General features: G+C 63.3%; 16 protein-coding genes and 1 riboswitch. Of the genes, 6 read left to right on the top strand and 10 right to left on the bottom strand.

All coding sequences use genetic code 11. The features are described from left to right. Positions 1-241 precede the first annotated feature (241 nt). Genes QN222_RS15655 through thiB form a run of 3 tightly spaced genes read right to left on the bottom strand, consistent with a single transcriptional unit; the run spans position 242 to position 3,622 of the window. Positions 242-970 carry an ATP-binding cassette domain-containing protein gene (locus QN222_RS15655; protein WP_283960914.1) on the bottom strand — a complete coding sequence of 243 codons (729 nt, stop codon included), beginning with the start codon at positions 968-970 and terminating at the stop codon, positions 242-244. Then, positions 967-2,595, bottom strand: coding sequence for a thiamine/thiamine pyrophosphate ABC transporter permease ThiP (thiP, locus tag QN222_RS15650; protein WP_283960915.1), 1,629 nt, complete (start codon positions 2,593-2,595; stop codon positions 967-969). The genes QN222_RS15655 and thiP overlap by 4 nt, the downstream gene beginning before the upstream one ends. 7 nt (positions 2,596-2,602) lie before the next feature. After that, positions 2,603-3,622, bottom strand: a complete 1,020-nt coding sequence (gene thiB, locus QN222_RS15645; RefSeq protein WP_283960916.1) for a thiamine ABC transporter substrate binding subunit — start codon at positions 3,620-3,622, stop codon at positions 2,603-2,605. A 51-nt stretch (positions 3,623-3,673) separates the two neighbouring features. Beyond that, positions 3,674-3,789: riboswitch (TPP riboswitch) on the bottom strand. Positions 3,790-3,983: 194 nt separating this feature from the next. Between thiB and QN222_RS15640 the strand changes: the two genes are divergently transcribed. The 5 genes from QN222_RS15640 to QN222_RS15620 all read left to right on the top strand — a co-directional run bounded on the left by QN222_RS15640 (position 3,984) and on the right by QN222_RS15620 (position 8,947). After that, positions 3,984-4,469 (top strand): GNAT family N-acetyltransferase, encoded by a 486-nt coding sequence (locus QN222_RS15640; RefSeq protein ID WP_283960917.1) that lies wholly within the window; start codon positions 3,984-3,986, stop codon positions 4,467-4,469. 87 nt (positions 4,470-4,556) lie between these two features. Next, on the top strand, positions 4,557-5,204 hold the full coding sequence (locus QN222_RS15635) for a thiamine diphosphokinase (RefSeq protein WP_283960918.1): 648 nt from the start codon (positions 4,557-4,559) through the stop codon (positions 5,202-5,204). Between the two features lie 4 nt (positions 5,205-5,208). After that, complete coding sequence (locus QN222_RS15630) at positions 5,209-7,035, top strand: ABC-F family ATP-binding cassette domain-containing protein (protein WP_283960919.1); 1,827 nt, start codon at positions 5,209-5,211, stop codon at positions 7,033-7,035. 137 nt (positions 7,036-7,172) lie between these two features. After that, positions 7,173-7,664, top strand: coding sequence for a MarR family transcriptional regulator (locus QN222_RS15625; RefSeq protein WP_283960920.1), 492 nt, complete (start codon positions 7,173-7,175; stop codon positions 7,662-7,664). Then, entirely contained in the window at positions 7,661-8,947 is a 1,287-nt protein-coding gene (locus tag QN222_RS15620) for a multidrug effflux MFS transporter (protein WP_283960921.1), read from the top strand. The genes QN222_RS15625 and QN222_RS15620 overlap by 4 nt, the downstream gene beginning before the upstream one ends. A gap of 22 nt (positions 8,948-8,969) precedes the next feature. Here the strand turns inward: QN222_RS15620 and QN222_RS15615 are convergent, their stop codons facing one another. Beyond that, positions 8,970-10,187: an argininosuccinate synthase gene (locus QN222_RS15615; protein WP_283960922.1), complete on the bottom strand. Its 1,218-nt coding sequence runs from the start codon at positions 10,185-10,187 to the stop codon at positions 8,970-8,972. 228 nt (positions 10,188-10,415) lie between these two features. On the opposite strand from QN222_RS15615, the gene QN222_RS15610 reads away from it, so the two are divergent. Then, complete coding sequence (locus tag QN222_RS15610; RefSeq protein WP_283960923.1) at positions 10,416-11,057, top strand: LysE family translocator; 642 nt, start codon at positions 10,416-10,418, stop codon at positions 11,055-11,057. Positions 11,058-11,070: 13 nt separating this feature from the next. On the opposite strand, the gene QN222_RS15605 is transcribed toward QN222_RS15610, so the two are convergent. The 6 genes from QN222_RS15605 to QN222_RS15580 all read right to left on the bottom strand — a co-directional run bounded on the left by QN222_RS15605 (position 11,071) and on the right by QN222_RS15580 (position 17,112). Beyond that, positions 11,071-11,865 carry an ABC transporter ATP-binding protein gene (locus tag QN222_RS15605; protein WP_283960924.1) on the bottom strand — a complete coding sequence of 265 codons (795 nt, stop codon included), beginning with the start codon at positions 11,863-11,865 and terminating at the stop codon, positions 11,071-11,073. After that, positions 11,862-12,740: an ABC transporter permease gene (locus QN222_RS15600; RefSeq protein WP_283960925.1), complete on the bottom strand. Its 879-nt coding sequence runs from the start codon at positions 12,738-12,740 to the stop codon at positions 11,862-11,864. Before QN222_RS15600 ends, QN222_RS15605 begins: the two co-directional genes overlap by 4 nt. 135 nt (positions 12,741-12,875) lie before the next feature. Then, a complete protein-coding gene (locus tag QN222_RS15595; protein ID WP_283960926.1) occupies positions 12,876-13,829 on the bottom strand; it encodes an ABC transporter substrate-binding protein in 954 nt (317 codons plus the stop codon). Positions 13,830-14,180: 351 nt separating this feature from the next. Continuing rightward, positions 14,181-15,416: a 23S rRNA (adenine(2503)-C(2))-methyltransferase RlmN gene (gene rlmN, locus QN222_RS15590; RefSeq protein WP_283960927.1), complete on the bottom strand. Its 1,236-nt coding sequence runs from the start codon at positions 15,414-15,416 to the stop codon at positions 14,181-14,183. A gap of 348 nt (positions 15,417-15,764) precedes the next feature. Beyond that, complete coding sequence (locus QN222_RS15585) at positions 15,765-16,268, bottom strand: invasion associated locus B family protein (RefSeq protein WP_283960928.1); 504 nt, start codon at positions 16,266-16,268, stop codon at positions 15,765-15,767. 463 nt (positions 16,269-16,731) lie between these two features. Then, positions 16,732-17,112, bottom strand: coding sequence for a YkvA family protein (locus tag QN222_RS15580; RefSeq protein WP_283960929.1), 381 nt, complete (start codon positions 17,110-17,112; stop codon positions 16,732-16,734). Positions 17,113-17,131 lie beyond the last annotated feature (19 nt).

The raw sequence follows: 17,131 nt of genomic DNA, 5'->3' as shown, positions 1-17,131 counted from the left end.
AGCGATTTCAGCGCCGTCTGCATAGCTGATCACGGTAGAAATAGTTGCCCCGTGGTATCACAGCAACGGATGCGCGAACATCGCGCCAACCGTCGGATATCCCGCGCGTCGCACAACGCGGCGGTCAAATTGTGGCGAACGGCAATTTGGCGAAAAATTCCCTCCTGCGCCGTGCGTGTTTCAGAGGCGCAAGGGCCGCCGGAGCGCTTTGAACCGCTGCCGTGGCGGCCGACGGCAAGCCTCATTCGCGGCCGAGGAAGCGGTTGATCGCCGTGATGTCGCGCCGTTCGACAAAACGATCGACAGGATCGTGAGCGATGATACGCCCCCGGTCGAGGAAAAGCACGCTGTCGGCGAGTAGCCTCACGTCATCGGGATGATGCGTGATCATCAGGATCGTATTGCCTTCCTCGTCGTGGAGGTCGCGCAAAAGTTCGCGCATTTCCGCTCTCATGCCTGGGTCGAGAGCGGCAAAGGGCTCGTCAAGCAGGAGCAGCGGACGGTGGCGGACGAGCGCGCGGGCAAGTGCCACGCGCTGACGTTCGCCGCCGGAAAGCGTCGGCGGCAACCTCCCGCCGAAGCCGTCGAGGCCGACACGCTTCAGTGCATCGGCCACCTTGGCGCGGTCGACGTCGGACAGGTGCAGCGCCGGGTTGATACCGAAGCCGACATTCGTCGCGGCGTCGAGATGGGCAAAGAGGTTGTGCTCCTGGAAGATGACCGACACCGGGCGTTCGGCCGGCAGGCGGCCCGCCATGTCTTTGCCGAGAATATGGACCGCGCCTTGCTCCGGCTCTTCAAAGCCGGCGATGACGTTGAACAGTGTCGATTTCCCCGACCCCGAGGCACCGACGACCGCGACGATCTGCCCGGCCGGAATCGCGCAGTCGAACGCGAGCGTCATCGTTTCGAAACGGACTTCGACGTGTCTGAGCGAAACAGCCGCGGAAACGGAGGCTGGCGAATTCATGCGTCTCCTCCTTCGCGCGCGCCGTCCTCTCCCGCCGTGCCGAGCACGGTCAGGACCAGGCAGATGAGGCCGAGCAGCAATGCAAGTCCCGCAGCGTCGGCGGTGCGGTAGCTTCCCATGCGGCTATAGAGAAGCCAGGGCAAGGTCGACATGTCCTGCGATCCGAACAGGGCCACTGCTCCAAGATCGCCGAGGGACAGGGCCATGGCGAAAGAGAAGGCCATGAGCAAGGGTCTGCGCAGCGGTGGCCAGTCGATCCATCGCAGGCGATGAAAACCTGCGATGCCGAGGCTCGCCGCCAGCCGATCCGTGCGTGCCGCATGCGTGGCCATTGCCGGAGCGAGCACGCGATAGACGAAGGGAAGTGCCATCAGCGCATTGATGGCGATGACGACGGCCGGCGCAAAGCGCGCGACATCGCCGAAGGGGCGCAGCAGCAGGAACCAGCCTGCGCCGAGGACGACCGGCGGCGCCAGCAAGACGAAGGAGGTGCTGACGCTGATCATGCCGGTAAACCCGCGGGCGGCGGCCCCCGCCTGCGGTCGCATCAAGGTAACCTGCTGCGCGCGGATCATCACGGCGGTCGCCCCAACGGATATCACGGCTGAAAGAAGGGCAATCACGGCGCTGGTGGCGAATGCACGGTGGACGGCAGCATCGCGGGCAAGCCTCGGCAAATCCGCCTGCAGACCGGAATAGGCGATCGCGGCGAACGGCAGCCCGACGAAGGCGAGCGCAAGGACGAGCCAAAGCCCGTCGGCTAATCGTGAGTGTCCGCTCATGCCGTCGAACCGTTTCATTGCTTTTCCGATCGTCTCGCTCTCCGGCGGTGGTGGTGCCAGCATCTTCAGAACGAGAAGCAGCGCGCCCGTCAGGGCGACCTGAAGGCCGGAAAGGGCGATCGCGCGCGGCGGGTCGAAATCGAAGCGCAGCGCCTGGTAGATCGCCACTTCGATCGTGCTTGCCGCGGGTCCCCCGCCGAGTATCAGCACGAGCGTGAAACTGGTGGCGCAAAGCATGAAGATCAGCCCGGCGATGCCCGGTAACAGCCCGCGGATCGCCGGCCACTCGATGAAGCGGAAGATTGCGCTCGAGGGCATGCCGAGATTGGCGGTGGTACGCCAGTATTCGCCCGGAATCCGTTCGATCCCCGCAAGCATCAACCGCGCCGCGAGCGGCATGTTGAAGAACACGTGGGCGAGAAGAATGCCGAAAAGACCATAGATGCTGATCGGGTCTTCGAGTCCGATCGCGACGAGGACAGTATTGAGAAAGCCCTGCCGGCCCCAGACCTGAATGAGGCCGAGCGCTGCGACGAGTGCGGGCAGGCCGAGCGGCAGCGCCATCAGCCGAAGCAACCAGATGCGGCCGGGGAAGCTTGCCTGCCGGGCGAGCGCACGCGCCACCGGGATCGCGAAGAGAACGGAGAGGATCGTCGAGAGGCACGCCTGAAGCAGCGTGAAGCGGGTGACGCGCCAGACATAGGCGTCGAACGGGGCGCCGGCATAGCCGCTGCCGGACTGGGCGAGGAGCGCGACGATGGCGAGGGCGACGAACAGCAGAATGCCGCCGAGGCTGAAGGCCCCGGCGGCAATCGTCATTCGTCTTTCGGCCGCACTGGACAAGCCTGCCTCAGTTCTTGCTCATGGCCGCCAGCCATTCGTCGATCCAGGCCTTGCGGTTGGCGGCGACCTCCTCGGAAGACATCAGGAATGTCTTTTCCGGCTTGACGAGCTTGCCGAAGGCATCCGGAAGGGGTTCCTTGGTCGCCGCAACCGGCATCATCCAGTTGGTCGTCGGAATGATCGACTGGAATTCCGGGCCGGTCATGAAGGCCAGAAACTCCTTGGCGAGTTCCGGCTCCTTGGCGTTCTTCGTCACGCCGGCCACTTCGATCTGGATATAGTGGCCCTCGGCGAAGGGCGCGGCCTGATAGCGTTCGGTGTTTTCCGCCACCATGTGGTAGGCGGGCGAGGTGGTGTAGGACAGCACCATCGGCGCTTCGCCTTTGGTGAAGAGACCGTAGGCTTCCGACCAGCCGGGGGTCACGGTCAGCACCCGATCCTTGAGCTTGGCCCAGGCAGCGGCCGCCTCGTCGCCATAGACCGATTTCACCCAGAGCAGCAGCCCGAGGCCCGGCGTCGAGGTGCGCGGATCCTCGATGACGATCTTTTGCGAAGGATCGCCGTCGACCAGTTCCTTCAGGCTCTTCGGCGGGGTCTTCAGGGTTTCGGTATCGTAGATCACGGCGAAATGGCCGTAGTCATAGGGAACGAAGGTGTCGTCGGAAAAGCCGCCCGGGACCTTCAAGGCCGCGGTGTCGAGACCGTGCGGGGCGAAGAAGCCCGTTGCCTTGGCTTCCGCGACGAGGTTGGTGTCGAGGCCGAGTACGATGTCCGCCTTTGATTGCTCGCCTTCGAGCTTCAGCCGCGTCAGAAGCTCGACGCCGTCGGCGACGCCGACATAATTGACCTCGCAGTTGCAGGTCTTCTCGAAGGCCTCGGCGACTTTCGCGCCAGGGCCCCATTCGCTGATGAAACTCTCATAGGTGTAGATCGTCAGCGTCTTTTCGGCGGCGCTGGCGCCGAACGGCAAAGCCGCGGCGATCGCCGTAATCGCCAGCCGGCGAAGCAATTTGCTGTAAATGGACATGACGGGCACCTCTCTCCCTGTTGTTGATGTTGCGGGAAAAGGAGGCGCATCGGTCCGATCGCTTCTAATCCCTCCGCCGGTATGAGCCGGATCAGGTTCCGCGGGTTGGCTCGAGCCTCTCAGCCTTGGTTCCATGAAGCGAACCGAAGGCACCCCGTTAGAGCAGCAAAGATTTAGCTTTCGGCAGCAGGTCTGGCAAGCCGAGTTTCGACGGAAACATTTGCCGTTCAAGCCATCTGCGCTATTAGACCAAACACTTGTCGGCGGCGTTTGTTCGCCTTCCGCAGCAATTCAAGGTGCTACAGCATCCCTTGTACGTCTGATGAGCCGCGCAGAGGACGCTGTAGTGGGGAGAGTTCTCATGCCAGACATGCTCGTTCGTCTCTATGCCTTGCCTGAAAGGCGTGCTTCCCGGCTCGGCCCTGGCATCAGCATTCGCCGGGCGATGGCCGCGGAACGCAGGGTCGTGCTCGCCTGGATCGAAGAACGGTTCGGCGCCGGCTGGGCAGGCGAGGCCGAGGCCGCCTTCTCCTCAACCCCGACGCGGATCCATGTCGCCGTTCACGAGAAGCGGATCGTCGGATTCGCTTGCCACGACGTGACGGCGCTTGGCTTCTTCGGGCCCACAGGCGTCGATGAAGCGATGCGGGGCCAAGGGATCGGCGAGGCACTCCTTGTCGAAAGCCTGATGGCGATGCGCGCCGCCGGTTATGGCTACGCCGTCATCGGCGGTGTCGGTCCTGCGGATTTTTACGCCCGCGCCGTCGGCGCGGTGGAGATACCGGATTCGACGCCGGGCATCTATGCGGGCATGCTTTTTCCCGGCGACGACCCGTCCGGAACCTGATCCGCGCAAATTGCGTTGGCGAAACGGAGGCTGGAAACTGCTTTCGGCCTTTTCCTCGCTTGCTGCTTTGCGCTATGGGCTTCTGCCATGACTGGATCATTCACCATCCTTCTCGGGGGTGCGCTCACCCGCACCGAGCGACTTGCGAGCCAACTTTCGGGGAGCCGCTTCATCGCGGCTGACGGCGGCATGCGCCATGCGAAGGCGCTTGGTGTCGTTCCTGAACTCTGGGTCGGCGACTTCGATTCGACCGACGACGCGTTGCTGGCCGCATTCGCCGCGGTGCCGCGCGAGAGCTATCCGCCGGCCAAGAGCGCGACCGACGGCGAAATCGGGGTCGAGGCGGCGCTCGCGCGGGGCGCAACGTCGCTGATCTTCGTCGGTGCCCTCGGCGGCACCAGAAGCGACCATGCCTTCCTGCACCTTTTGCGCGCCGTGGCGATCGCCGAAGAGGGGTTGCCGGTGCTGATGACCTCCGGCGAGGAGGAAGCCTATCCCTTGCTGGAAGGATCTGAGGAGATCGACCTTCCCAAGGGCAGCCTCTTCTCGATTCTCGGGCTCAGCGCGCTTTCCGGCCTTTCCATCGAAAATGCGCGTTATCCGCTCGACGATTTCGCGCTGCCCTTCGGCTCGTCACGGACCATTTCCAACATTGCAGAGGGGCCGGTCCGCTTTTCCTTGAAATCCGGCCGGGCGGTCATTCTCGCCCGACCCTATGATCTTTCCGGAGCCTGAAACCTTGGCGCCACCGATTCTGAAGCTTGATGACATTTTCCTGACCTTCGGTGGCACGCCGCTGCTCGCCGGCGCCAACCTGCAGGTCGAGCCCGGCGACCGCATCTGCCTCGTGGGCCGCAACGGCTCGGGCAAGTCGACCCTGATGAAGATGGCCGCCGGCCTCGTCGAGCCGCAATCGGGTGAAATCTTCCGCCATCCTTCGGCGACGGTGCGCTACCTGCACCAGGCGCCCGATTTCGAAGGCTTCGACACGGTCCAGGCCTATGCGGAAGCGGGGCTCGGCCCAAGCGATGATCCCTATCGCGTCGCCTATCTGCTGCAGCATCTGGGGCTGACGGGGCAAGAGGATCCGCGGCGGCTTTCGGGCGGCGAGGCGCGGCGCGCCGCACTTGCCCGGGTGCTGGCGCCGGAGCCCGATATCCTGCTCCTCGACGAGCCGACCAACCATCTCGATCTTCCGACGATCGAATGGCTGGAGGACGAACTCGTCCGCAGCCGCTCGGCGCTGGTGCTCATCTCGCACGACCGGCGCTTCCTCGAAAAGGTTTCGACGGCGACCGTCTGGCTCGATCGCGGCCAGTCGCGCCGGCTCGATCGCGGGTTCGCCCATTTCGAGGCATGGCGCGACGAGGTGCTCGAGGCCGAGGAGCTGGAGCAGCACAAGCTCGGCAAGGCGATCGAGCGCGAGGAGCACTGGCTGCGCTACGGGGTGACCGCAAGGCGAAAGCGCAACATGCGCCGTCTCGGCGAGCTGCAGGACATGCGGGCGCGCTATCGCGGCCACAAGGGACCGCAGGGCACGGTGCAGGCAACGGCCGCCGATGCCAGGGAGTCCGGCAAGCTGGTCATCGAGGCGGAAAAGGTCACCAAGGCCTATGGCGATCGCACGATCGTCGCGCCCTTCTCGCTCCGCGTGCACCGCGGCGACCGGATCGGCCTCGTCGGCCCGAACGGCGCCGGCAAGACGACGCTGCTCAAGCTTCTGACCGGCCAGATCGAGCCGGACTCCGGAAGTGTCAAGCTCGGCACCAATCTCGAAATGGCGACGCTCGACCAGAAGCGGGATGAGCTCAGCATCGACGATACTCTGGCGCACTATCTGACAGACGGGCGCGGCGAGACCCTGCTCGTTAATGGTGAGCAGCGGCATGTCACCGGCTACATGAAGGATTTTCTCTTCCAGCCGGAGCAGGCTCGCACCCCGATCCGCGAGCTTTCAGGCGGCGAGCGTGCGCGGCTGATGCTGGCGCGTATTCTCGCGCGCGCCACCAATCTGCTGATCCTCGACGAGCCGACCAACGATCTCGATATAGAAACGCTCGACCTCTTGCAGGAGATCGTCGCCGGCTTCGCTGGCACGGTCATCCTCGTCAGCCACGATCGCGACTTTCTCGACCGGACCGTGACCTCGACCATCGCGCCGGCCAATCCGGAGGCGCCGGACGGTCGCTGGATCGAATATGCCGGCGGCTATTCCGACATGATGGCGCAGCGCAGGGGCGCGATCGAGGACAGGCGGAAGGTCGAGAAGGCCGAGAAGGCCAAATCGACCGACGCTCCGGCGGCCGCATCCGAAGCGCCGAAGGCCAAGGGCAAGCTCTCCTATAAGCAGAAGTTCGCGCTGGAAAACCTGCCGAAGGAGATTGCCAAGGCCGAAGCCGAGATTGCCCGGCACGAGGAGAAAATGCACGATCCCAACCTGTTTTCGAAGGATCCGAACGGCTTTGCCAAGATTGCCGCAGAACTGGAAAAGCTGAAGAATGGGCTCGCGCGGATGGAAGAGGAATGGCTGGAGCTGGAGATGCTGCGCGAAGAGCTCGAAGGCTGAGGTTGCGCGGATCATGAGAGTCGGCAGGGGAAGGGCTTGATTGGGGCCTTAGGCTTGGCATTTGCGTTTCCCCGACGTTGAATGCGTTCAAGGAATATGATAAGGAAAACTTACTATATTCCCTGTGAACGATTGAAATGCCGAGAAAACTTGAATCCGAAACGATCGGGATGCTGCTCAACGACGTCTCCCGGCTGCTCCGCGGCGCCTTCGACCGCAAGGTCAACGCCATGCAGCTCGGGATCACGCCCGGTGAAGCGCGCACGCTGATCCAGGTCGCCACCACGGAAGGCATCAAGCAGGCGGAAATTGCGACCCGCATGGGTATCGAGCCGATGACGCTCTCGGCCTATCTCGATCGCCTGGAGGCGCTGGGGCTCGTCGTGCGGGTGCCGGACCCGGCCGACCGGCGCGCCAAGAACGTCGTCGTCAGTGACCGGGCCGATCCGCTTATCGATGAGATGATGGCGGGCCTGCGCGAAATGATGGGCGCCTATACCGAAGGCCTGGGCGAGGGGGGGCTGGAACTGTTGCGTGGCAATCTCCGGGTCCTGCGCGATAACCTTCGCCGGCTCGATCCCTGCGTTGCCGGCAAGGAAAGCAATAGGGAAAAAGGGGCGGCCGAATGACGCTCAGGATGAGCGAGCGGCGTACGAGCATCATCGGCGCGTTCCTGGTGGCGCTCGGTCCCGTTTCGATGGCGCTCTATACGCCAGCGATGCCGGAACTCGTTCGCGCTTTTGCCACCAGCGAGGCGGCGATCAAGATGACGCTGTCGCTGTATTTCGGCGGCTTCGCCTTTGCGCAGCTCGTCTCCGGCACGCTCTCCGACGTCATCGGACGCCGCTCGTCGACGCTGATCTTCATGGCGATCTATCTCGCCGGCAGCCTGATGGCCGCCTTCGCTCCCTCGGTCGGCGTGTTGCTGGCCGGGCGCCTGGTGCAGGGAGCCGGCGCCTCCGTCGGAATGACGGTGGCGCGCGCCATCGTGCGCGACCAGTTCACCGGCACCCCCGCCGCCCGCATCATGAACATGATCGGCATGATGCTGGCGCTCGGTCCGGCGGTTTCGCCGACGCTCGGCGGCATCGCGCTCGGCCTCTTCGGCTGGCAGTCGATCTTCTTCCTGATGGTCGGTTTCGCCCTGATGGCGTGCTTCACCGTGCAATTCTTCATGGTGGAAACGGTAATGCCGGACCGAAGCAAGGGGCACTTGCGGCCGATCCTGAGAGCCTACGGCGAACTGCTGACGGACAGTCGCTTCCTGTCATCGACGCTGGTGATCGCCGGCGCCGTCGGCGCGCTCTATGCCCAGGCGACGATGCTGCCTTTCGTACTGATCGACCAGGTCGGCCTGACGCCGACCCAGTTCGGCGTCGGCATGCTGATGCAATCGGGTCTTTTCTTTTCCGGTACCGTCACCATGCGTCTGCTGATGCGGCGTTTCTCGCCGCAAGGACTGGTGCCGGCCGGCCTCTGCTTCATTGGCACGGCCAGCCTTCTGCTTGCCATTACCATGCACGTCCTCCCGCCCAGCTTCCTGTCGGTCATGGGCCCTGTCGGCATCTATGCTTTCGGCATCGCCTTCGTCATGCCGTACATGATGACCGGGGCGATGGCTCCGTTTCCGCATATCGCCGGCACGGCATCGGCGATGATGGGCTTCATCCAGATGAGCGCGGGGCTTTTCGGCGGCGCGCTTGCTGCGCTCGTCGGCGTGCCGGCGGTGGCGCTCGGCACGATTATCCCAGGCTTCGGGCTTGCCGCGATCGTCAGCTATTTCTGGTACCGCAAGACCGTTCGTGCGCGGCCGCTGTGCGCGCCGGCGGCGTCCGACGACAAGCTGCGCGAAGCAGAGGGAGAAGGAGAGCCGCATATGAAAAAGCCGCGGCAGGTTGCCCGCCGCGGCTAATTCCAACTGCTATAGCCAACGTTTAGCGATTACGCGCCGCAAGCGTGCGCAGGCGCAACGCATTGAGCTTGATGAAGCCGGCGGCGTCCTTCTGGTCGTAGGCGCCCTGGTCGTCCTCGAAGGTGACGAGCTTGTCGGAATAGAGCGACTTCGCGCTCTCGCGGCCGGTAACCATGACATTGCCCTTGTAGAGCTTCAGCGTCACTTCGCCTTCGACATGCTCCTGGCTCTTGTCGATCGCCGCCTGCAGCATTTCGCGTTCCGGCGAGAACCAGAAGCCATAGTAAATGAGCTCGGCATAGCGCGGCATCAGCTCGTCCTTCAAGTGCGCGGCGCCGCGGTCGAGCGTGACGCTTTCGATTGCGCGGTGCGCGGCCAGCAGGATGGTGCCGCCGGGTGTTTCGTAGACGCCGCGCGACTTCATGCCGACGAAGCGGTTCTCGACGAGGTCGATGCGGCCGATGCCGTTGTCGCGGCCATATTCATTGAGCTTGGCGAGAAGCGTCGCCGGCGACATGCGCACGCCGTTGATCGAAACCGCATCGCCGCGCTCGAAGCCGACCTTGATGACGGTCGCCTTGTCGGGTGCAGCTTCCGGCGAGATCGTGCGCATATGCACATATTCGGGAGCTTCCTGCGCCGGATCCTCCAGCACCTTGCCCTCGGAGGAGGAGTGCAACAGGTTGGCGTCGACGGAGAAGGGCGCTTCGCCCTTCTTGTCCTTGGCGACCGGGATCTGGTGCTTCTCGGCGAATTCGAGCAGGTCGGTGCGGCTCTTGAACGACCAGTCGCGCCAGGGCGCGATGATCTTGATGTCCGGGTTCAAGGCATAGGCCGAAAGCTCGAAGCGGACCTGGTCGTTGCCCTTGCCGGTTGCGCCATGGGCGATCGCGTCGGCGCCGGTCTTCTTGGCGATGTCGATCAGGTGCTTGGAGATCAGCGGACGGGCGATCGAGGTGCCGAGCAGGTAGACGCCCTCATAGACGGCATTGGCGCGGAACATCGGGAAGACGAAGTCACGCACGAACTCCTCGCGCACGTCCTCGATATAGATTTCCTTGATGCCGAGCATTTCGGCCTTCTTGCGCGCCGGCTCCAGTTCCTCGCCCTGGCCGAGGTCGGCGGTGAAGGTTACCACTTCGGCGCCGAGTTCCGTCTGCAGCCATTTGAGGATGATCGAGGTGTCGAGACCGCCGGAATAGGCGAGAACGACCTTCTTCACGTCTTTATGCGATGCCATGGTTTTTGTCCGTCTGCTTGCTCTGGGGAGGGCGGCAATGCCGCGTGCAAAATCTGCGGCACTTTAGCCAGAACTTGAAGGGATACAAGCATTACAGCGGCGCCCGGCGAAAATTGACATGCCGGGAGACGCCGCAACGGCCGCTATCGCGCGCGGACATGCGAATCCGCTGGCAAAAGAGCCTGACGGGCGGTATCACCGGCAATCATCTCATGGAGGAAACCTCTCATGGACTTCGTGCCCAGCCTGCCGACGCTGCTCGCCTTTGCCGCCGCCAGCCTGCTTCTGGCGGCAACGCCCGGACCGGACATGACGCTTTCGATCAGCCGGTCCCTGGCGCAAGGAAGGAAGGCCGCACTTTTCGTCGTGCTCGGCACCGGCCTCGGAATCGTCGTTCACACGATGCTCGTCGCCTTCGGCATTTCGGCGCTGATCACCGCGTCGCCGACCGCCTTCCTGGTGCTGAAGACAGGTGGTGCTGCCTACCTCTTCTGGCTTGCCGTCCAGGCAATGCGCCACGGCTCGACGCTTTCGGTAAAGAAGATCGACGGGGCGAAAGGAACCGCCTTTGCGAACGTCGCGACCGGCTTCTGGGTGAACATCCTCAACCCGAAGGTCGTGATCTTCTTCATGACCTTCCTGCCGCAGTTCGTCAGCGCGACCGATCCGTCGGTCACGAGCAAGCTCCTGTTCCTGGGCTTCTTCTTCATCGTCATCGGCATGCCGGTGAATGCGATGGTGGTGCTTGCCGCCGATTGGCTCGCCGCCTGGCTGCAGAAGAACAAGCGCTTCATGCGCGCTCTTGACTTCAGCTTCGCCGGCGTCTTCTCGATCTTCGCGGTCAAGATTTTTCTGACGCAGGCGCGCTGAGCCGGTCGGCCTTTTACCCGATCAGCAGCGCGTCGTCGTCGAGCGTCTGGCCGCGGATGCGGCGGAACATGGCAATAAGATCCTCGACCTGCAGCGTCTTGCGGCTGTCGCCGGCGACATCGAGCACGATTTCGCCGCCGTGCAGCATGATCGTGCGGTGGCCATAGTCGAGCGCCTGACGCATCGAATGGGTGACCATCATCGTCGTCAGCTTGCGCTCGGTGACGATCTTCTGCGTGAGATTCATGACGAATTCCGCCATGCCCGGATCGAGCGCCGCGGTGTGTTCGTCGAGAAGCAGAACTTCCGATCCGGCCAGCGTCGCCATCACCAGCGACACTGCCTGCCTCTGGCCGCCGGACAGGAGATCCATGCGATCGCCGAGGCGATTTTCGAGGCCGAGATTGAGTTCGGCGATCCGCTCGCGGAAATGCTCGCGACGCTTCGCGCCCAGCGCCGGCGTCAGGCCGCGGCTTTCACCGCGCCTGGCGGCGAGCGCCAGGTTCTCCTCGATCGAGAGCGTGCCGCAACTGCCGGTAAGCGGATCCTGGAACACGCGCGCAACGAGGCCGGCGCGCGCCGCCGTTCCCTTGCGGGTGACGTCCGTGTGCCCGATCGTTACCTCGCCTTCGCTCGGCAGGACGTCTCCGGCGAGCACGCCGAGCAGCGTCGATTTGCCGGCCCCGTTCGAGCCTATCACGGTGACGAACGAACCCTGCTCGATCGTCAGGCTTACGCCGTTCAATGCTTGCTTCTGCAAGGGTGTGCCCTTGCCGAAAACGACCTTGATGTTCTTGACGCTGATCATGCGGCACCTCTGCGACGCAGACGAGGAAGGACGAGCGCTACGGTGACGAGCGCTGCGGTCACGAAGTTGAGGTCGGAGGCCTGCAGACCGAGCATGTCCGTCGAGAGCGCGAGCTGGATGGCGATGCGGTAGAGAATCGAGCCGAGCACGCAGCCGGCGAGTGCGATCAGGATGCCGCGGGCGCCGAACAGCGTTTCGCCGATGATGACGGCCGCGAGCCCGACGACGATCGTGCCGACGCCCGAGGTCACGTCGGCAAAGCCGTTGGTCTGGGCGAAGAGTGCGCCGCCGAAGGCAACAAGCGCGTTGGAGATCGCCATGCCGAGATAGATCTGGCGGCTGGTATCGACCCCTTGCGCGCGGGCCATGCGCGCATTGGCGCCGGTCGCCCGCATGGCGAGGCCCGCGTCGCTTTCAAGAAAACGCCAAACGATGACGACGGCGACCAGCACAAGAATGCCGACGAAGAGGGGGCGAACGTAGAAGTCCCTGAGCCCCGATCCGTAGAACGGCGACAGCATGGTGTCGGCATTGATCAGCGCGACGTTCGGCTTGCCCATGACGCGCAGGTTCACCGAGAAGAGCGCGATCATCGTCAGGATCGAGGCGAGCAGGTTGAGGATGCGGAACCGCACGTTGAGGAGTGCAGTGACCATGCCGGCCGCGGCACCGGCGACCATCGCGACGGCTGCGGCGAGCCACGGATTGACGCCCGCAATGATCAGGACCGCCGTGACCGCCGCGCCGAGCGGAAACGACCCGTCGACCGTCAGGTCAGGAAAGTCGAGCACGCGGAAGGCAAGGAAAACGCCGACGGCGACAAAGGCATAGACGAGCCCCAGTTCCACGGCTCCCCAAAAAGCGATTTGACTCAAGGCTGTCGGCCCTCTTCGATCGTGTTGCGCGCAAGGCCCTGCCGCGCAACGTATCTGGTTAATAGTGAAGCGCCCCCGTATGGAACGGGGGCGGCAAAAAGGCAACCAAATTGCGTTCGCGAGGGAACGCCGTCGTTATTCGATAACGCGGGTTGCGCGCTTGACCACGCTCTCCGGCAGGGTCACGCCCATCTTGGCGGCGGCAGCCTTGTTGATCACGAGGTCGGTGCCCGCCGCGACCTTGACCGCGATGTCGCCCGGGTTTTCACCCTTCAGGATACGGACAACAACGTCGCCGGTCTGCTTGCCGACGTCGTAGTAGTTGAAGCCAAGGGCCGCAACCGAGCCGCGCGAAACGGAGTCCGTATCGGCGGTGAAGAGCGGCAGCTTGCTTTCCTCGGCGACGGCAACGGCGCCTTCGAGCGCGGAGATGATCGTGTTGTCGGTCGGAACGTAGATCGCATCGGCGCGGCCGACGAGGGCGCGGGCCGCACCCTGGACTTCTGCGGATTTCGTTGCGGCGGACTCGACCACGATCAGGCCTGCTTTTTCGGCTTCGGCCTTGAGCGCCGCAAGCAGGGATACGGAGTTCGCTTCACCGGAATTGTAGAGATAGCCGATCGATTTCACGTTCGGCAGGATCTCCTTGATCAGCTTCACATGCTCGGCAACCGGCGACATGTCGGAAAGGCCGGTGACGTTGCCGCCGGGCTTGTCCATGTCCTTGACGAGCTGCGCGCCGAGCGGGTCGGAGACGGCGGTGAAGACCACCGGGATGTCACGTGTCGAGGAAACCACCGCCTGCGCCGAGGGCGTGGAGATCGGCACGATGACGCTCGGCGCTTCGCCGGCGAACTGGCGGGCGATCTGTGCCGCCGTCGCCGGGTTGCCCTGCGCCGACTCGTAGATGAACTTGAGGTTCTCGCCTTCCTTGTAGCCGGCGGCAGCGAGCGCGTCCTTGACGCCGTCGCGGGCAGCATCGAGGGCGGGATGCTCGACGATTGCCGTCACGGCAACCGTAACTTCGTCTGCGCGCGCCGGCAGGGAGAGCGCCACCGTGGCGGCAAGAGCTATGAGAAGTGAGCGCATGGATGTCCTCCGTTTGGCGAACGGGATGCCGGCGGATGAACCGCTTCGCATGTTTCTCATCCCGCTCCAGATGAATTCGCCGCCTTCTTAGGAAAGCGGAGCAATGAAATCAATCGATGGAAAGAGCTTCATCCATCAAACTTCTTCATCGATCGAGATTGCGCGTCGCGCTCCGGTTCTGCCCCTCTCCTCGGGTTTAATCCGAGGACTAACCCTCTCCCCGCTCGCGGGGAGAGGGGACTGGAACAGCGCGGCATCGTCCCTTCTCCCCGCCTGCGGGGAGAAGGTGGCCGGCAGGCCGGATGAGGGGCGAACCTGAGCGCGACCCGCCCCGCGCATCTCCTTCCCGGCTCAGTCCTCGCCGTGATTGGCAATCATCATCGCCTCGAAGGCGAGGCGGTCGACCTTGCGCATGCGTTCGGATTCCGACTTGAGCTGGCCGCAGGCGGCGAGAATGTCACGGCCGCGCGGGGTGCGGATCGGCGAGGCATAGCCGGCCTGGTTGATGAAATCGGCGAAAGCCTCGATCTGCTCCCAGTCCGAACACTGGTAGTTGGTGCCCGGCCACGGATTGAAGGGGATGAGGTTGATCTTGGCCGGAATGCCCTTCAGCAGCTTCACCAGTTCCTTGGCGTCCTCGAGGCTATCGTTGACATCCTTCAGCATCACATATTCGAAGGTGATGCGGCGCGCGTTCGACAGGCCCGGATAGGCACGGCAGGCCTCCATCAAGTCCTTCAGCGGATACTTCTTGTTGATCGGCACCAGCATGTCGCGCAGGTCGTCGCGCACGGCATGCAGCGAGATTGCCAGCATAACGCCGATCTCCTCACCGGTGCGGTAGATTTCCGGCACGATGCCCGAAGTCGAGAGGGTGATGCGGCGCTTCGAGAGCGAGAGACCGTCGCCGTCGGACGCGATCAGGAGCGCGGTCTTGACGTTCTCGAAATTGTAGAGCGGCTCGCCCATGCCCATCATCACGATATTAGTGATCTTGCGGCCTTCCGCAGGCACTATGGCGCCCTGCGGCGTATCGCGTTCGGGGAAATCGCCGAGCCGGTCGCGGGCAAGCAGCAACTGGGCGAGAATTTCTTCCGCCGTCAGGTTGCGCACCAGCTTCTGGGTGCCGGTGTGACAGAAGGAGCAGGTGAGCGTGCAGCCGACCTGGCTCGAGATGCAGAGCGTGCCGCGGCCTTCCTCCGGGATGTAGACGGTCTCGATCTCGACGGGGCGACCAGCGCCGCGCGGCGGGAAGCGTAAGAGCCACTTGCGCGTGCCGTCGTTCGAAATCTGCTCCTCGACGATCTCCGGCCGGGCGATGGTGAAATGCTCCTTGAGCATCTCGCGCATGTCCTTGGAGACGTTCGACATCTGATCGAAATCGGAAACGCCGCGAACGTAGAGCCAGTGCCAGAGCTGGCTCACGCGCATCTTGACCTGGCGCTCGGGCACGCCCCGTTCGACGAGCAGCCTGGCCATGTCTTCGCGCACAAGACCGATCAGCGATGGCTTCTCGGCCTGGGGCGCCAGGCGCACCTGTGGCGCCTTGACAATGTCCGCCCTGTTCAAGATCTCAGTGGCTGCCATGCTTGCGATGTCCTGTCAAACAGCGACGGCCCGTCCGGAGAAAGTTCCGGATCATGTTCCGATGCTCGAATTGAAAACTGGCGAGCCTTCGAGCGCGGCAATGGGCGCGGGGCTCTAAATTTGGCGGCGCTTTAGCATTCTTTTCGCCGCGAGTCGACATGGGCTTTTTTGCCCCTCATCCCGCTGCCGCGACCTTCTCCCCGCAGGCGGGGAGAAGGGACAAGCCGCACGCGCCCAATCCCCTCTCCCCGTCAGAACGGGGAGAGGGCTAGGGTGAGGGGCAATTACCAACGCAAAAAAAGCCGGTCCAGAGGGCCGGCCTTCGCGATATAGCTCAAGCATCTAACGTTACTTGCAGGCTTCGATCTGCTTCAGCGCGGCAGAAATGCCGGAGAGAGAATAGGAATAGGACGTCGCGGTTCCCTTGCGCGACTTCGCGTTGACCGACATGTCCTTGCCCGACTTCATCGCCGCCACCAGCGCCGGTTCTTCGGCAGCGTTTTCCACCCAGGCGGAATTGCCCTTGGTAAACATCACGAAAGTCTTGCCGTCGATGACCACATTGACCTTGGAATTGTCCTGCAGCGGATAACCCATCATCGCCTGAGGTTCGTAGCTGATGTTCTGCCCCGGGCGCTGCGAGACGAGGAAGAAGATATCGCCATGGTCGACACCGGCGGGGCTCTTCTGCTGTGGAACGGACAGGACGTAGCAGACCTTGCCGCCGCCGGCCTGGTAGGAATAGGCTCCCCAGGCGCTGAATTGCTGGATCCGTGTCGGAGATTGAGCGGAAGCAACGCCGGCTGCTGCCATGACGAGTGCGATTGCAGTTGCGATCTTTCTTACAAACATGAGGTCCTGCCGCTTGTCTTGCTTGCGACTGCCCGAAACAGGTGAGACGGGCAACGCATAGTCACGATTTGATTTATTTTGACTTAATTCAGGTTACTAAACCGTCAACGATCACTGCAATCCGCTCGTTTCCGCCCCGAAACGGGCCAGCGACACACCCGGCAGTCGAAGCCGGCGCGCTTGTCCGGCGGGCCGTTTCTTCGTGTCTGCGGATTTGCCGGTTCGGTCGATCGTCAATTCTGGAGGGCCGTGGCCGGTAGGAGTCCCCTGTCTCAAATCTCGCGCAACGCACTGTCCTGCAGCCTATTCGCCCACAGCCGCGGCGTTTGCGGAATCTATGGCACAAAGAATCAGGCAAGAGTTTGTCTTTCAGGCAGAAATGCGGCGGTCCCGCACTCACGCAGAAACTCAAAGTTCTACAGCGACCTTTGCACGTCTGATTAGACGCGCGGCTCTGTAGCGATCATTCCTCATCCGGCCTGTCACGCAGGGTTTCGTCGGCCTTGGCGTAATGCGCTTCCTTGATCTGGCCGCTGATCGCGGCGAAGGCGGCCGTCAACACGGCGATGTCGTCGGAAAAGCCAACGACGGCCAGCATGTCCGGCACGAAGTCGAGCGGCAGGACGAAATAGGCAAGGGCTGCAAGCAGAATGCCGCGCGTACGCGTCGGGGTCTTCGGATCCACCGCACAATAATAGGCGGCGACGAGGTCGCGACTGAAGGGAATCTGGCGGGCTGCGCGGCGAAAGGTCGGCCAGAACCGGCGGCGTACCTTGCGCTCCCGGCGCTCCTGTTCGGATTCCTCGCCGGGAAGGAGAATTTCACCGATCTTGATATCGTCCATCGCGTCCGTTTCCGATTTG

Source organism: Sinorhizobium sp. 6-70, assembly GCF_030124375.1.
GTDB lineage: Bacteria > Pseudomonadota > Alphaproteobacteria > Rhizobiales > Rhizobiaceae > Sinorhizobium.
Note: the sequence above shows the minus strand (reverse complement) of the source record. Positions and strands in the feature narration are given on the sequence as shown.

What these genes read in the sequence shown, in the direction of transcription:
- QN222_RS15655 (WP_283960914.1), bottom strand. Translation starts at nt 970, where the DNA reads ATGAATTCGCCAGCCTCCGTTTCCGCGGCTGTTTCGCTCAGACACGTC.
- thiB (WP_283960916.1), bottom strand. Translation starts at nt 3,622, where the DNA reads ATGTCCATTTACAGCAAATTGCTTCGCCGGCTGGCGATTACGGCGATC.
- QN222_RS15640 (WP_283960917.1), top strand. Translation starts at nt 3,984, where the DNA reads ATGCCAGACATGCTCGTTCGTCTCTATGCCTTGCCTGAAAGGCGTGCT.
- QN222_RS15635 (WP_283960918.1), top strand. Translation starts at nt 4,557, where the DNA reads ATGACTGGATCATTCACCATCCTTCTCGGGGGTGCGCTCACCCGCACC.
- QN222_RS15625 (WP_283960920.1), top strand. Translation starts at nt 7,173, where the DNA reads ATGCCGAGAAAACTTGAATCCGAAACGATCGGGATGCTGCTCAACGAC.
- QN222_RS15620 (WP_283960921.1), top strand. Translation starts at nt 7,661, where the DNA reads ATGACGCTCAGGATGAGCGAGCGGCGTACGAGCATCATCGGCGCGTTC.
- QN222_RS15615 (WP_283960922.1), bottom strand. Translation starts at nt 10,187, where the DNA reads ATGGCATCGCATAAAGACGTGAAGAAGGTCGTTCTCGCCTATTCCGGC.
- QN222_RS15610 (WP_283960923.1), top strand. Translation starts at nt 10,416, where the DNA reads ATGGACTTCGTGCCCAGCCTGCCGACGCTGCTCGCCTTTGCCGCCGCC.
- QN222_RS15605 (WP_283960924.1), bottom strand. Translation starts at nt 11,865, where the DNA reads ATGATCAGCGTCAAGAACATCAAGGTCGTTTTCGGCAAGGGCACACCC.
- QN222_RS15595 (WP_283960926.1), bottom strand. Translation starts at nt 13,829, where the DNA reads ATGCGCTCACTTCTCATAGCTCTTGCCGCCACGGTGGCGCTCTCCCTG.
- rlmN (WP_283960927.1), bottom strand. Translation starts at nt 15,416, where the DNA reads ATGGCAGCCACTGAGATCTTGAACAGGGCGGACATTGTCAAGGCGCCA.
- QN222_RS15585 (WP_283960928.1), bottom strand. Translation starts at nt 16,268, where the DNA reads ATGTTTGTAAGAAAGATCGCAACTGCAATCGCACTCGTCATGGCAGCA.
- QN222_RS15580 (WP_283960929.1), bottom strand. Translation starts at nt 17,112, where the DNA reads ATGGACGATATCAAGATCGGTGAAATTCTCCTTCCCGGCGAGGAATCC.